Source organism: Pseudomonas sp. B21_DOA (genome assembly GCA_030544685.1).
Classification (GTDB): Bacteria; Pseudomonadota; Gammaproteobacteria; order Pseudomonadales; family Pseudomonadaceae; genus Aquipseudomonas; species Aquipseudomonas fluorescens_AO.
Genome location: CP086683.1, coordinates 1,261,661 through 1,276,896 on the forward strand (window position 1 = coordinate 1,261,661; position 15,236 = coordinate 1,276,896).

Below are 15,236 nucleotides of genomic sequence, written 5' to 3' on the forward strand. Positions count from 1 at the left end.
CGAGTCGTCTGTGGCAGCGAGCATGCTTGCGAATCGACTACGACGCGGAATCAGGCGCTACGCACCACACTCATCCGCGACACCAGCGGCAACTTGGCCAGCAATGCGAAAACCGGGGCGGTCAGCTTCAACCAGAAGTTCGCGGCGTGAAAGGCAAACGGCGTGTAGTAGCCCCAGCCCAACGCCCATACCGCCAGCAGTACGCCACCGATGTAATCGTCCTGGCCCCAATGCGCGCCGGCCACCAGACGCGGCAGCATGAACAACACTGCCAGACCCCAGGCCGTCAGAAATTGCCCGACCGTGCGGCTGAACACGCCCATGAACAGTGCCCAGATCAACAGCACCGAAGCGTGATCACCCGGGAAGCTCTGGCCCGAGCGATCCTTCAGCTCCCAGGTTTTTTCCAGGTGCGGAAAGTAATCACTGATGTGTACGGCGCCCTCAAGCACCATCGACGGGCTGCTGTGCTGCCAGCCCATATGGTCGGCGAATTTGGAAAACAGCGCGCGAATCACCACCATCAACAGCAGGATGGAGAAAAAACCGAAGAATGCGCGGCGCACGTCGATCGCCCTGAAGACCCAGTCGCCCTTGATCAGCAGCGTCAGCAGAATCAGTCCGACGACGATGTCGAACGGGCGCAGACTTGCAATTGCCCAGATGTGGAGCCATATCGGGTTGCTGGCCAGCGGTGCATTCAGTGAGCGGAACAGCCACTCGTCGAAAATCACACACAGCATCTGGCCGGTAGGCCATAACCAGAAAGCCAGTAGCGCCAACGGCACTACGTTACACAGAACCAGCCGGCCGAGGTTCCACCTTGATTGGAACAAACCCGGATTGTTCATAAAATGCCTCCCATGGCGAAAAAGCGCCGGCACCAAAAAAGTGCCAGCAAGCGCAAATTTTCACGTTTTGTAATCATTTTGTCATCACATTCAGATACCCAGACCTATGACCGACCTAGCGGATACCGATTTCACTCAACGCTTCATCTTCGATGACAGCGACACTCGCGGCGAACTGGTAGCGCTGGAGCGCAGCTACGCCGAAGTCCTCGCCAAACACCCGTACCCGGAGCCGGTCGCACAGTTGCTCGGCGAACTGATGGCGGCCGCTTCGTTGCTGGTCGGCACGCTCAAGTTCGATGGCCTGTTGATTTTGCAGGCGCGCTCGGAAGGGCCGATTCCGCTGCTGATGATCGAGTGCTCCAGCGAGCGCGAAATCCGTGGCCTGGCGCGCTATGACGCCGAGCAGATCGCGGCCGACGCTACCCTCAGCGACCTGATGCCGAACGGCGTTCTGGCCCTGACTGTCGATCCGACTGTGGGCCAGCGCTATCAGGGCATTGTCGATCTCGACGGCGAAACCCTGTCCGATTGCTTCACCAACTATTTCGTCATGTCGCAGCAGGTCGGCACACGCTTCAAGCTGTTCGCCGATGGTCGTCGTGCACGCGGCATGCTGCTGCAACAACTCCCTGCCGATCGCTTGAAAGACGAAGAGGACCGCGCTGCTAGCTGGCAGCATCTCACCGCGTTGGCCAGCACTCTGAGCGCCGATGAATTGCTCAGCCTCGACAACGAAACCGTGCTGCATCGGCTGTATCACGAGGAGCAGGTACGTCTGTTCGATGTGCAGCATCTGCGCTTCAGCTGCAGCTGCTCGCGGGAACGCTCCGGCAATGCGCTGGTCAGTCTTGGGCTGGAGGATGCGCTGGCGCTGGCCGCCGAGCAGGGTGGCAAAGTCGAGATCGATTGCCAGTTCTGCAATCAGCAGTACCTGTTCGACGCGGCTGATATCACTCAATTGTTCGCTGGCGCGGGCGTCGATACGCCGTCAGATACCCGTCACTAAAACGGTTCAGCGCAGGTAAATTCACTGCGCAATGACGGAATATCGCCGTTACGACGGGAGGACCCTACTCTTTTTGGGCTTTTCTGGCATAATCCGGCCCACTTTTTTCGCGGTAGTAGTGCACGACTTTCTACTACAAAACGTTTGGAGCACACTCGGCCGCTGGCCGACGGGGAACCTCATGACGCAAGCCAATAACGCCGTGTACACCGATCTGAGTGTTGATGATCTGGTAAAAGAAGCCCTGAATCGCGGTGAAGGCGAGCTTGCCGATACCGGCGCCTTGGTTGTTCGCACCGGTCACCGCACCGGCCGTTCGCCAGTCGACCGTTTCATCGTTGAAGAGCCTTCCACCCAGGCCGCTATCGCCTGGGGCCCGATCAACCGCAAGTTCCCGGCCGACAAGTTCGATGCCCTGTGGGCTCGCGTCGAGGCTTTCAACAACGCGCAAGAGCACTTCGTTTCCCACGTCCATGTAGGCGCGGCGGAAGATCACTACCTGGCCGTGAAAATGACCACCCAGACTGCCTGGCAGAACCTGTTCGGTCGTTGCCTGTTCATCAATCCGGCCCAGTACAACCCGGCTGGCCGTGAAGAATGGCAAGTGCTCAACGTCGCCAACTTCGAGTGCGTGCCTGAGCGTGACGGCACCAACTCCGATGGTTGCGTGATCATCAACTTCGGGCAGAAGAAAGTGCTGATCGCCGGCATGCGTTACGCCGGTGAGATGAAGAAGGCCATGTTCTCGGTGCAGAACTTCCTGCTGCCGGCCGCTGACGTGCTGCCAATGCACTGCGCTGCCAACATCGGCGAAGACGGCGACGTGACCCTGTTCTTCGGTCTGTCGGGCACCGGTAAAACCACCCTGTCGGCGGACGAAAGCCGTTACCTGATCGGTGACGACGAACACGGCTGGGGCGAAGGCGTGGTGTTCAACATCGAAGGCGGTTGCTATGCCAAGTGCATCGACCTCTCCGAGAAGAACGAGCCGGTCATCTGGAAAGCCATCAAGCACGGCGCGGTGCTGGAAAACGTCGTTATCGACGACGCCAAGCACGCCGACTACGCCGATGTCAGCCTGACCCAGAACAGTCGCGCCGCCTACCCGCTGGAGCACGTTGCCAAACGTTCCGAGAAGAACCTCGGTGGCGAGCCAAACGCGGTGATTTTCCTGACCTGCGACCTGACCGGCGTGCTGCCGCCAGTGTCGATCCTCAACGAAGAGCAAGCGGCCTACCACTTCCTGTCCGGCTACACCGCACTGGTGGGCTCGACTGAAATGGGTTCGGGCAGCGGCATCAAGTCGACCTTCTCCACCTGCTTCGGCGCACCGTTCTTCCCGCGTCCGGCTGGCGAATACGCCGAACTGCTGATCAAGCGCATTCGCGGTTTCGGCTCCAAGGTCTACCTGGTCAATACCGGCTGGACCGGCGGCGGCCACGGTGTCGGCCAACGCTTCAACATCCCGACCACCCGCGCAGTGATCGCAGCGATCCAGAGCGGCGCACTGATCGGTGCTGCCACCGAACACCTCGACACCATCAACCTCGACGTGCCACTGGCCGTTCCGGGCGTTGATACCAACCTGCTCAACCCACGCAACACCTGGGCTGACAAGGCTGCGTACGACGAGGCAGCGAAAGCACTGGCCGGTCTGTTCATCGAGAACTTCAAGAAGTTCGAAGTGAGCGACGCGATCAAGGCGGCTGGGCCGAAGTTGTAAGTAGTGGTTTGCAGTGAATAAAAAAACCGCCCTTTGGGGCGGTTTTTTCATAGGCGAAGATTTGGGTAAGCTGATTTCAACGGGGTTCTTCACTTGCCATGTAGCAATATCCATTCATTTTTGGCGTGATACGGCCAGAATCATTCCATTAACAGTACTGCAACATGATCCTCTAACTAAGGCCATTGCCGCCGTGCATGCATGACACGCAGCACTTCCCCCGGTCTTTTTTGATTGCGTAGACGATGACGTAGTTGGCGGCCGCAACGATTTCACGTGTTCCGAGGACCCTGCCCTTTCGGTACAAGGTTGGGCGCTGTCTTGCTATTTCCCCTTTTGATTCGAACATCTCATCGAGATCCGCAGCAGCGTCTGGGTTGTCCTGACCGATTCGATCCGTTATCCGGTCTCGGTCAGCAAGCGCTTCCGGGCGCCAGACCAACCTCATCAGCGCCCTCGTTGACGCAGGGCATCACGCTTGGCGGCGAATATTCGGCGAGCATCTTCATCGCTGATGCTTGGCCTTGGATCATCGATGCTGATCTGCACCTGTCGCTTGAACCATTCCTCATAAGCGGCCGCTTCATGGGCTTGTTTCAACGCTTCAGAGCGATCGGGCCGGGCGTAGGTTTTCAGTTGCTGCGGGTCATAATCGGAGGCATTCACGTTGAATTGGCTGATGCCCAAGCCCTGCAGATAGGTCACCAGCGTCTCCAGCTTCTTGAACAGGCGCACCTGACCACTGCGTTGTGCTGTCAGCGCGCATTTGCGGCTGCCTTGCCGAACCTCGACCGACCAGCCTCCTGGTTTCGCGACGATGTTTGTGCCGCTCACAGAACCGTTTTCGACCAAGCGAACGAGGGTGCTGTGATCGATGATTTCAGTGCTGGCCATAAATGCGAGCCCTTCGTTGAGTGATGGCTCCCATCGTACGCAATCAATAGTAGTTTGCAAATTTTGACTCCTGGTGCTGGACACGGCGTGTGCAGCGATGATGTTTCGTTTGTTACTGGGCCGGGGCATCTGACTTGCAGCAGGTCGCAGCCGTTCTGTGTCAGCAGGTACAGGGCGTGGGTGATGTGGGTGTCGCTGACCAAAGCAGCGACACCATGACTATAGGTTCGCACCACCCGCTCGCGATAGCCGACAAGGCATCGGGTGAAGTAGGAACGGGACGAACAATGTGTCAGACAGTCACTACTGTCGCTTCAACGCCTTTCAACGCAGATGCTGGTAGCCGGAAATATCCAGCAGGCTCGTGGTCAGTCCGGTTGCCGGGCGGTAGATCGTGCCTTTGACCGCGGAAAACGGCACGCCTTTGCTGCCCAGCGAGACATAGCGCTCGCCTTTATCCAGTTCGGTGAAATAGGTGTAGGACTGGCTGTGCATCTTCTTGTAGCGGGCTTCGTCGCTGACGATGGCGCCGGTGAAACGAAGCAGGTCGGCATCGCTCAGGTTAAGGGTCTTGCTCAATGGCACGCCCCAGCGCTTTAGGCAGGTCTCGGCAAGATGGCGAACGATACGGCCGGGTTCGATCAGCGCGTTGAGGTCGCTGCTGCTGCTCGGCTCGCCGCCGAGTGCCGTGGCGTTGCCGGCGAGGGTGGCGTGGCGACCGGCCATTGGATAGATCGAGGTTTTTGTGCCGGTTGCGGTTTGCGGAATCACGCAGCTGAAGCCCTTCGAACGCTCATCGCGGGCATAGAAGGCGATGTATTCCTTGACGTTGGATTCGAGTTTCACGCGGTTTTCCTGGAAGTTGCCGATTCCCGGAACCGGGTCAACCGCAAAGATATTCACGGGAATATGTTTGAGTGCAGCGTCCTTGAACATTGCGTTGGCGAGCATATGGCAACTGATACCGCCACGGCTCCAGCCGACCAGATTGACTCGTGTCGGAATAACGCCGTCCTTGCGGAAAGTCTTGATGATTTGTTCCTGTAATTTCTGTTGGGTAATACTACGATCGCCATAGTTGTACTGGCGCCAGAACCAGGAGCCTTCAACTTTCACATCGTCAATCGGAATGCCTGCGGTTTTAAGGCGGTTATATTCTGTCTCAGTCAGTTGTTTGCGCTGCCAGTCGCATTTGCCTTTGATAATGTTCACGGCGTGTTGCACGTTTTCGTCCCAGCCTTTACCGAACAGAGTACCGGACAAGCCGTATTCAGAGGTCTTGGTGAACAGGTCATCGGCTTGCAGATTGCCGCTGCCCGGGCCGTCGACGACGATCCACTCTGCAAATTCCCGTCCGCTGTGGTGCGCAGCAAGCGTAGAAACGATTTCGCCATCCCAGAAGCTTTTATGTTTGTCATCAAACTTGTTGGAGCCGGTGCCGCAGAAAAATATCGTCAAAGTTGTCATTTTGTTGCTCTCGTTCTATTTGGAAGAGCAAGCAATCTAGTTGCGGTTGATTGGATTGATAAAGTTTTTCGTTGTTTCGATTCTTGTAGTTTTTAATAAATCCATTGTTGTTTGGTCTGTAATAAAATTTTTATTGCAGGAATTTTTAGTTGTCTGGAGACTTCATCTACCTGATGAACCCTCGTCTGCGCTTGATACCCTGTATTATTCCGTATCGATTTTACCTCCAACCTTTTCTCGACTCGCTGCAATCGCCCGCTAGTCTTTGGACATGGCAGCAGTCAAAGGAGTGACAGCAAATGCACGACACCCTGAAACAGGTTTTTGGTTATCCCCAGTTTCGACCCGGTCAGGAAGCCGCTGTCAGCGCGGTGCTGGCGGGGCGTTCGGCAGCGGCGATCTTTCCCACCGGCTCCGGCAAGTCCCTTTGCTACCAACTGCCGGCACTTTTACTGCCACACCTGACTTTGGTGGTTTCGCCGTTGCTGGCGTTGATGCAGGATCAACTGGCGTTTCTCAAGCGCCACGGCATTTCGGCCGGAAGCATCGATTCGGCGCAGAGCCGCGAGGATGCCAGCGATGTCATGGCCCGTGCGCGTTCGGGTGAATTGAAGATTTTGATGATTTCCGTCGAGCGCCTGAAAAATGAGCGCTTCCGCAATTTCCTGCAGCAGGTGCCGATCTCGTTACTGGTGGTCGACGAGGCGCACTGCATTTCTGAATGGGGCCACAACTTTCGGCCGGATTACCTGAAACTGCCCGACTACCAGCGTCAGTTCAACATCCCGCAGGCACTGCTGCTAACCGCCACAGCCACGCCGAAAGTCATCGCCGACATGCAGGCCAAATTCACCATTGCTCCGGACGATGTGGTCACCACCGGTTTCTATCGGCCCAACCTCAACCTATTGGTCGAGCCTGTACGCGGTCAGGACAAGCGCCGGCGTCTGGTCGAATGGATGACCGAACGCCCAGGGCAACCGAGCATTGTCTACGTGACGTTGCAGAAGACCGCCGAGCACATCGCCGAGCACCTTCAACGCAATGGAATCCAGGCCGAGGCTTACCACGCAGGTTTGCCGCATGATCAGCGTGAAGGCATTCAACGCCGCTTCATGGCCGGGCAGTCCAACTGCATTGTCGCCACCATCGCTTTCGGCATGGGCATCGACAAGAGCGACATCCGCAACGTGGTGCATTTCGATCTGCCCAAATCCATCGAAAACTATAGTCAGGAGATCGGCCGCGCCGGGCGTGACGGGCAGCCTTCGGATTGCCTGGTACTGGCCAATCGCGACAGCCTCAACGTGCTGGAAAATTTTGTTTATGGCGACACGCCCGAACGCGACGGGATTCGTTATGTACTCGACGAGCTCAAAGCCTCGGTACCGGAAGGACAGTGGGAGTTTCTGCTTGGGCCACTGGCCGATCAGAGCAATATTCGTTCGTTGCCGTTGAAGACGTTGCTGGTGCAGCTGGAACTGCGAGGTCTGATCGCGCCGCGTTACGCCTATTACGCCGAGTACCGCTTCAAATACCTGCTTGAGCCTGAAGCACTGTTCCAGCGCTTCGAAGGCGAGCGCAGGGATTTCGTTGCGGCGATCATCCAGACGTCAACTCGCGCACGCACTTGGGCCACGGTGAATTTCGAGGCGATGTACTCGCAGTATTCGGCCGAGCGCAATCGGGTGGTGACGGCGCTGGATTATTTCCAGGAAAAGGGCTGGGTCGAGCTTGAAAGCAAGCAGATGACCGAGGTTTACAGCCTGCTGCACAGCGATTTTCACAGCGATGCCCTGAGCGCTGAGCTGCACGAATACTTCACTCGCCACGAGCAGACCGAAGTGGCGCGGATTCACGCCATGCTTGACCTGTTCGCCACCGAACGCTGCCTGGGTTATCGCTTGGCCGAGTATTTCGGTGATCACAATGCCCCTGAGCATTGCGGCCATTGTTCGGTATGTTACGGCCAGATCGCGCGGTTGCCCGAGCCGCCGCCATTGCCGCCGCTTGTGGATAAAAACTTCGCAGAACTGTGTGGTGAATTTATCCACAGGCATGAGCAGCAAACAGGCGGTGTTCCCTCGGCCGAACGCTTGACGCGATTCCTGTGCGGAATCAGCGTGCCGTTGTTCACCAAACTCAAGGCGCGGGCGATACCGGGTTTTGCTACGTTGGAAGAGTATCCCTACGCAGAGGTCCGCGATTGGGCGGACAGTCACTTGCTCAATTAGCAGAGAGTCTGTGGGCGCTGCATCCATCCGCTGAATGTCGATCATCACGCTAATAAACTTCAAAAAGCGCCGTTGCCTGACTAAGGTTGGAATCTGTCTTCGGATCGCCAACAAGAGAACAACATGAGCCAGACACTCTTCGATATTCAGCAGGCTGCCGTGATCGGCGCGGGCACCATGGGCCGTGGCATTGTCATGTGCCTGGCCAATGCTGGCGTGAGCGTGCAGTGGGTAGATAACAGTCCACAGATGCTCGAGCAAGCGCTGACAGCGGTCGCCGAAACCTATGCACACAACGTGCGTCAGGGCCGCATCGATCAGGGCGAGGCGGACGCGCGCATTGTTCGCGTCTCTGCGGCGGCGGATTACGCGGCGATTCGCAATGTCGACCTGGTGATCGAAGCGGTGTACGAAAACCTCGAGCTGAAACAGAAGATCTTTCGCGAACTCGACGGACTGCTCAAGCCCGAGGCTCTGCTGGCGAGCAACACCTCGGCGCTGGATATCGACGCGATTGCCGCCGCAACCCGGCGCCCGGAACAGGTGCTGGGTCTGCACTTCTTCAGCCCGGCCCATATCATGAAACTGCTGGAAATCGTGCGCGGTGCGCAAACATCGCCGGCGGCGCTGGAGGCAGCGCTGGCGCTCGGCAAGCGCATGGGCAAGGTCAGCGTGGTGTCGGGCAACTGTCACGGTTTTATCGGCAACCGCATGCTGCATCCGTATGTACTGGAAGCGCGCAAAATGCTCCTCGAAGGCGCGTATCCACAGCAGGTGGATGCCGCGCTACAGGGCTTCGGTTTCGCCATGGGACCGTTTCGCATGTACGACGTGGTTGGCATTGATCTGGAGTGGCGTGCCCGCGAACTGGCTGGCAAAGGGCAGGATGCGCCGGAAGTTCAGGTGGATAACGGCTTGTGCGAACTGGGCCGGTTCGGGCAGAAGTCCGGTAACGGTTACTACCACTATGAGCCGGGCAGCCGCCAGGCCGAGCATGATCCTGAAGTGGATGCGCTGGTGCTGCGGGTCAGCGAGGAGCTGGGTTTCCAGCGTCGCGACATCGGCCCTGAAGAAATCCTTGAGCGCTGTGTGCTGGCGCTGGTTAACGAAGGCGCGAAGATCCTGCAGGAAGGCATAGCCGGCTCAGCCCATGACATCGACCTGGTGTACTTGAATGGCTATGGCTTTCCAGCGGAGAAGGGCGGGCCGATGGCCTGGGCGGATCAGCAAGGGCTGGCGGACATTCATCAGCGCTTGCTGGCGCTGGAGACGCGACAGGGCGATCAGTGGAAGCCGGCGCGCTTGATTGGCGAACTGGCGGCGCAGGGGAAGGGGTTTACTGAGCGTTGACACCGGTCGGCTGTGCTGACTTTCGCGAGCAGGCTCGCTCCCACAGAAGAGCGCGATCCAATGTGGGAGCGAGCCTGCTCGCGAAGGGCCTGCCACGGTTTGAATTAGACTCGCCGAAAATCCGAAGGAATCCCTGATCAATGCCCAACCCGACACCGCAACGCTGCGACTACCCCCACTTCCAGCCCATCACCACACGCTGGCACGACAACGACGCCTACGGTCACGTCAACAACGTCACCTACTACAGCTTCTTCGACACGGCGGTGAACACTTATCTGATCCAGGTCGGTGGCCTGGATATCCATGACGGCGAAGTGGTGGGATTCGTGGTCAGTTCGGCCTGCGATTATTTTGCCTCGATCGCTTTCCCCGATCTGATCGAGATCGGGCTGCGGGTCGGCAAGCTGGGCAACAGTTCAGTGCAATACGAACTGGCTGTGTTCAAGGTCGGCGAAAGCGAGGCGTGTGCGGCGGGGCGATTCGTGCATGTGTTTGTCGATCGGGCGAGCAATCAGCCAGTGCCGATTCCTGCCGGTTTGCGCGGAGCTCTGCAGCGGTTGGTCATCTAAAGGCGCAAAAAAATCGCAGCCACAAGGGCTGCGATTTTCGTTCAAGCCTTCGCCTTAGTGGTGGCGATAGTACTTGTGATGCTTGCGGTGGCCGTAGGCATGGCCGCGACCTGGATGACCACGGTCGCGGTAATAGCGACGGTCATCATGGCGACGGTCGTAACGACGATCATCGTCGTCGCTCTTGTTGCCCATGTAGTTACCCAGCGCGCCGCCCGCGCCGCCACCTGCGGCGGAGCCAATCAGGCTGCCGGTGGTGCCGCCGAGGCTGCGACCAACCACGTTACCGCCGGCTGCACCCAGTGCACCACCGATGGCCGCTTCGCCGCGGCTGCGTTTGTCTGCGCCGACTGCGCTACCACCCGCGCCGCCCAGGGCTGCGCCGATGGTGGAACCTGTATTGCCGCCTAGCGATTGACCGACGACCGAGCCAAGAACCCCGCCCAATGCGCCGCCCACACCTGCTTCGGTGGTGCCTCCGGCAGAAGCGAAGCCACTGACCAGGCCAAGGGACAACAAGAGAATCGAGGAGAACTTCATAGAGGATGAGCCTCAAAGGGATGACGGCGCCGATCCTGAGGCTCTGCAATGGGCGTGACAATCGAAATCCGACGAATAACACGACTTGTATACAAGATTGCAAGTTACTGTTTTTTCACCGGAACTTAACCGATTTTCGCCGGTCTTTAGCTACTTCGGACAGGCCGTTTTTATGCAAAAACGGCCTTTTTTGTGGGCGTTCAAAACTTGCAGGCAGGAAGAAATGTATTGAATGTCCCAGCGCCTCGCGAGCAAGCTCGCTCCCACATTTGAAACGCATTCCAATGTGGGAGCGAGCTTGCTCGCGAATAGGCCGGTACTGACACCCCTTCAGGCCGATTTAGCCATGATCAACCCCGTCTCACTCGCCGCCTCCAGCCGGATCGCAATGAACTTCGACGTCGGCGTGTGGCTGCCATCGCCCGTACTTTCCAGCGGCACCAGCGGATTGACCTCCGGATAGTATGCCGCCGCCTGCCCCGCAGGAATATCGAACGCCAACAATGTAAAACCTTTCACGCGGCGCTCACGACCATCGTCCCAGATCGACACGATGTCGGCCTTCTGTCCCGGACGGAAGCCCAGACGAATGATGTCGGCCTCGTTGGCGAACAGCACGTCACGCTGGCCCTTCACGCCGCGATAACGGTCGTCGAGACCATAGATCGTCGTGTTGTACTGATCGTGGGAACGCATCGATTGCAGGATCAGATCCGGCACTTGCCCAGTGGCACGGGTGCGCTCGTGGACCAGATCCTTCGGCAACTGGTTCGCGCGGAAATTGGCACGGCCCGACGGCGTGTTCCACTTGCGAGCGCCAGCGGAGTTGCCCAGATAGAAACCGCCCGGGTTCTTGATCTTGTCGTTGAAGTCCTTGAAGTTCGGGATGGTATCGGCGATCAGTTCGCGAATGCGCCCGTAATCGGCCACCAGCCAGTTCCAGTCCACCGGTTGGCTGCCCAGTGTCGCGGCAGCGATGCCGGCGATGATCGACGGCTCCGAGCGCATCTGGTTCGACAGCGGCTGCAGTTGCCCGTTGGAGGCGTGGACCATGCTGAACGAGTCTTCCACGGTGACCGCTTGCGGCCCTTCGGTCTGGATGTCGATGTCGGTACGGCCCAGGCACGGCAGGATCAGCGCGTCTTTACCGTGAGCGAGGTGGCTGCGGTTGAGTTTGGTGCTGATCTGCACGGTCAGGTCACAGTTGCGCAGCGCTTCGAAGGTGCGCGAGCTGTCCGGCGTGGCCTGGGCAAAGTTGCCGCCCAAGCCGATGAACACCTTGGCGCGACCTTCGGCCATCGCATGGATTGCCTCGACCACGTTGTGACCGTTATGACGCGGCACCTTAAACTGGAAGCGACGCTCCAGCGAATCGAGGAACGCCACCGGCGGACGCTCGTTGATGCCCATGGTGCGGTCGCCCTGCACATTGCTGTGGCCGCGCACCGGGCACAGACCGGCGCCCGGTTTGCCGATGTTGCCGCGCAGCAGCATCAGGTTGGCGATTTCCTGGATGGTCGGCACCGAATGACGGTGCTGGGTGATGCCCATGGCCCAGCACATGATCACGTTCTTGCCTTTGGCGTACATGCGCGCGGCTTGCTCGATCTCGACCAGCGTCAGGCCGGACTGCTCGACGATCTGCTCCCACGAGGTGTCGTCGACGATGGCGAGGTACTCCAGCACGTTGGCGCTGTGGGCATTGAGAAAATCATGGTCGAACACCGCCGGCTCGCCAGCCTTCTGTGCATCGCGTTCCCATTGCAGGAGGAACTTGGCCATGCCGCGCAGCACCGCCATGTCGCCGCCGAGTGCCGGGCGGAAGTACGCGGTGTTGGTCGGCTTGTCGCCATTGGTGAGCATTTCGATCGGGTGCTGGGGATGCTGGAAACGCTCCAGACCGCGTTCTTTCAGCGGGTTGATGCATACCACTTGGGCGCCGCGTTTCACTGCTTCACGCAATGGTTCGAGCATGCGCGGATGGTTGGTGCCGGGGTTCTGGCCCCAGACGAAAATCGCGTCGGCGTGCTCGAAGTCGTCGAAAGTCACGGTGCCTTTGCCGACCCCGACACTCTGCGCCAACGCCACGCCGCTGGCCTCGTGGCACATGTTCGAGCAGTCAGGGAAATTGTTGGTGCCGTAAGCCCGCACGAACAGCTGATACAGATACGCCGCTTCATTGCTGGCGCGGCCCGAGGTGTAGAACTCGGCCTGATCCGGGCTTGGCAGATTGCGCAGGTGCTTGCCGATCAGGGCAAAGGCATCTTCCCAACTGATCGGCTTGTAGCGATCGGACTCGGCGTCGTAGACCATCGGCTCGGTCAGGCGACCCTGATATTCCAGCCAGTAATCGCTCTGCTCCAGCAGGAAGTGACGCTGTGCTTGGCGAAGAATTTCGCATCGACGCGACGCTTGGTCGCTTCCCAGTTCACCGCTTTGGCGCCGTTCTCACAGAACTTGACCATGCCGCTTTCCGGCGAATCACCCCAGGCGCAACCCGGGCAGTCGAAACCGCCGTTCTGGTTGGTCTTGAGCATCATGCGCAGGTTTTTCAGGGCGTTGTCGCTGGTCAGCCACGCCTGGGCCACACTGATCAGGGCGCCCCAGCCGCCGGCGGCACCTTTGTAAGGCTTGTAACGCGGGACAGGTTTCTGGTCGGCTTGATGATGTTGGCTCACGCTTGATTCTCCATCGCGGGGCTGTACACCCGCGGCGCACTTTTCTGCGGCAGGTGGATGAGATTGAGGTTGTGGCGCCGGGCCCATTGCACGGCCAGGCCGGTGGGTGCCGACAGGCTGACCAGGGTCTGGATGCCGGCACGCAAGACTTTCTGGATCAATTCGAGGCTGCAACGGCTGGTGACGATCGCCAGCCCGCCCTCTGTGGATATCTTCTGGCGGATCAGTCCGCCGATCAGCTTGTCCAGCGCGTTATGGCGGCCGATGTCTTCGCGGCCGAGCAGCAAGTCACCGCTGGCATTCATGAACACCGCCGCATGCACCGCGCCGCAGTGTTGGCCGAGCGGCTGGAACGCGCCGATGCGCTGGCGCAAGCCGTCGAGCCATTCGATCGGTGGCAAGGCTGCGCCAGGCAATACCTTGAGATCAGGCAACGCCTGTTCAACCGCTTCGACGCCGCACAATCCGCAACCGCTGGTGCCGGCCAACTGCCGACGCTGTTGCTTGAGGTTCCAGAATGCGCGATTGGCGATGGTCACCTGCGCGTATTGCGCCGAGCCTGCACCCGTCAGTTGCAGATCGTAGATATCGCTGGCGTCTTCGATGATGCCGCTGCCGAGGCTGAAACCGACGATGAAATCTTCGAGGTCGGTCGGGGTGACCAGCATCACTGCCTGGCTGATGCCGTTGTAGGCGATCGCCAACGCGACTTCCTCGGCCAGCGCGGTGCTGGCCGATGCCTCAAGGGGTAGATCGCTGTAGCTGTAGGTCTGGCTGGCGGCAGGCGCGGGCGTTTCGATTGCTGGCGCCGCGCAGGCTGGGCGCTTGGCGTTCATGGCATCACCGACGGTTTGATCTAGGTCAAGACTAGGCGCGGCAAGTTGTCGCGTCTAATCGCTATTACCGATCTACCGATAGATGCCGTCGATCAAGCGTCGTTTGGTGATTTTTGATAGAGCGCGAAACAGGCTTCCGCCAGCGCTGAGCGGGGTGCCCTCGTCGCATGATCAGCCCCAGCGGCGCGAGGGTGTGGGCATTTTCGATCGGTTGCAGACGCAGATGATCGGCGAGGGTTTCCGCGCCGCCGTCGAGGGGCATGATCGCGCAGCAAAACCGCCGTGGACCGCTTGCAGCAATTGATGCACGGCATCGGTTTGCAGCAGCGGTTGCGGCGTCAGGCCACGGCTGTGGAAGTTGTGGTCGATGGACTGGCGAAAATGCATGCCGCTGGTGAGCATGCACAGCGGCAGTTCGATCAGCGATTCCCAGCTCAGCGGTGCTTCGCCGAAGCTGAACGAGCGCTCGTCGTAGAGCAGGCCCATGCGCGTTTCGTTGAAGGCCAGCGAATCGAAGCGCTCGCTGTCCAGACGTTCCAGATACGACACGCCGATGTCGATGCGGTTGTTCGCCAGGTGTTCGAGCACCTGCTCCGAGCTCAGCGACGACAGCTCGAAGCGCAGTTCCGGATGCGCCGCGTGCAGACGTTGCATCAGCGGCAACGGATCGAAACTCGACAGCGGCACCACACCCAGGCGCAGCGTACCGATCAGGTTGCCGCGACAGGCCGCCGCTTCCGCCTGCAGGCCATCGTAAGCCGCCAGCACCGTACGCGCCCACGCCAGCACGCGTTCGCCCGGTGCGGTGAAGCCTTCGAAGCGCTGGCCACGGTTGACCAATGGCAGATCAAGTTCTTCTTCGAGGCTGCGCAAACGCATCGACAGGGTCGGCTGGGTAATGTGGCAGCGCGCGGCGGCCTGGCCGAAATGGCGGGTTTCGTCGAGGGCGATGAGGAATTTCAGCTGCTTGATGTCCATCTTCGCTCCGGGCGGTTGGCGGGGTGTGGCGATTCTACCGCCTGCGGCGCGGCAGCGTCATTGGTCGGACTGGAACCGGGTTCGGCTGGGGTGGTCTAGGCTTG

At 59.2% G+C, this 15,236-nt stretch carries 11 protein-coding genes and 3 pseudogenes; 6 read left to right on the forward strand and 8 right to left on the reverse strand.

Annotated features, from left to right (window positions below):
* Positions 1-50: 50 nt before the first annotated feature.
* Complete coding sequence (locus LJU32_05895; GenBank protein WKV89852.1) at positions 51-851, reverse strand: phosphatase PAP2 family protein; 801 nt, start codon at positions 849-851, stop codon at positions 51-53.
* Between the two features lie 106 nt (positions 852-957).
* Here LJU32_05895 and hslO point away from each other — a divergent pair, with 106 nt between their 5' ends.
* From hslO to LJU32_05910, 3 genes are all read left to right on the forward strand, one after another.
* Positions 958-1,860, forward strand: a complete 903-nt coding sequence (hslO, locus tag LJU32_05900) for an Hsp33 family molecular chaperone HslO (protein ID WKV89853.1) — start codon at positions 958-960, stop codon at positions 1,858-1,860.
* A 181-nt stretch (positions 1,861-2,041) separates the two neighbouring features.
* Entirely contained in the window at positions 2,042-3,583 is a 1,542-nt protein-coding gene (locus tag LJU32_05905) for a phosphoenolpyruvate carboxykinase (GenBank protein WKV89854.1), read from the forward strand.
* Between the two features lie 13 nt (positions 3,584-3,596).
* On the forward strand, positions 3,597-3,788 hold the full coding sequence (locus LJU32_05910) for a hypothetical protein (protein WKV91228.1): 192 nt from the start codon (positions 3,597-3,599) through the stop codon (positions 3,786-3,788).
* On the opposite strand, the pseudogene LJU32_05915 reads toward LJU32_05910, so the two are convergent.
* From LJU32_05915 to LJU32_05925, 3 genes and pseudogenes are all read right to left on the reverse strand, one after another.
* Positions 3,760-4,031, reverse strand: a pseudogene (locus tag LJU32_05915) (type II toxin-antitoxin system RelE/ParE family toxin). The gene LJU32_05910 and the pseudogene LJU32_05915 overlap by 29 nt on opposite strands.
* Positions 4,031-4,606 carry a hypothetical protein gene (locus LJU32_05920; protein WKV89855.1) on the reverse strand — a complete coding sequence of 192 codons (576 nt, stop codon included), beginning with the start codon at positions 4,604-4,606 and terminating at the stop codon, positions 4,031-4,033. The pseudogene LJU32_05915 and the gene LJU32_05920 overlap by 1 nt, the downstream one beginning before the upstream one ends.
* A gap of 195 nt (positions 4,607-4,801) precedes the next feature.
* A complete protein-coding gene (locus LJU32_05925) occupies positions 4,802-5,944 on the reverse strand; it encodes a hypothetical protein (protein ID WKV89856.1) in 1,143 nt (380 codons plus the stop codon).
* Positions 5,945-6,243: 299 nt separating this feature from the next.
* Between LJU32_05925 and LJU32_05930 the strand changes: the two genes are divergently transcribed.
* The 3 genes from LJU32_05930 (at position 6,244) to LJU32_05940 (ending at position 10,100) form a co-directional block, all read left to right on the forward strand.
* Entirely contained in the window at positions 6,244-8,178 is a 1,935-nt protein-coding gene (locus LJU32_05930) for a RecQ family ATP-dependent DNA helicase (GenBank protein ID WKV89857.1), read from the forward strand.
* 123 nt (positions 8,179-8,301) lie between these two features.
* Complete coding sequence (locus LJU32_05935) at positions 8,302-9,528, forward strand: 3-hydroxyacyl-CoA dehydrogenase family protein (GenBank protein WKV89858.1); 1,227 nt, start codon at positions 8,302-8,304, stop codon at positions 9,526-9,528.
* A gap of 140 nt (positions 9,529-9,668) precedes the next feature.
* Positions 9,669-10,100 (forward strand): acyl-CoA thioesterase, encoded by a 432-nt coding sequence (locus LJU32_05940; GenBank protein WKV89859.1) that lies wholly within the window; start codon positions 9,669-9,671, stop codon positions 10,098-10,100.
* A gap of 54 nt (positions 10,101-10,154) precedes the next feature.
* Here the strand turns inward: LJU32_05940 and LJU32_05945 are convergent, their stop codons facing one another.
* The 4 genes and pseudogenes from LJU32_05945 to LJU32_05960 form a co-directional block, all read right to left on the reverse strand.
* The gene (locus LJU32_05945; GenBank protein ID WKV89860.1) at positions 10,155-10,640 is read right to left on the reverse strand and encodes a hypothetical protein; all 486 of its coding nucleotides are present in this window, start codon (positions 10,638-10,640) and stop codon (positions 10,155-10,157) included.
* Between the two features lie 330 nt (positions 10,641-10,970).
* Positions 10,971-13,318, reverse strand: a pseudogene (locus LJU32_05950) (FdhF/YdeP family oxidoreductase).
* On the reverse strand, positions 13,315-14,154 hold the full coding sequence (fdhD, locus tag LJU32_05955) for a formate dehydrogenase accessory sulfurtransferase FdhD (protein ID WKV89861.1): 840 nt from the start codon (positions 14,152-14,154) through the stop codon (positions 13,315-13,317). Before fdhD ends, LJU32_05950 begins: the two are co-directional and overlap by 4 nt.
* A 92-nt stretch (positions 14,155-14,246) precedes the next feature.
* Positions 14,247-15,132 (reverse strand): annotated as a pseudogene (locus LJU32_05960) (LysR family transcriptional regulator).
* Positions 15,133-15,236: the final 104 nt, after the last annotated feature.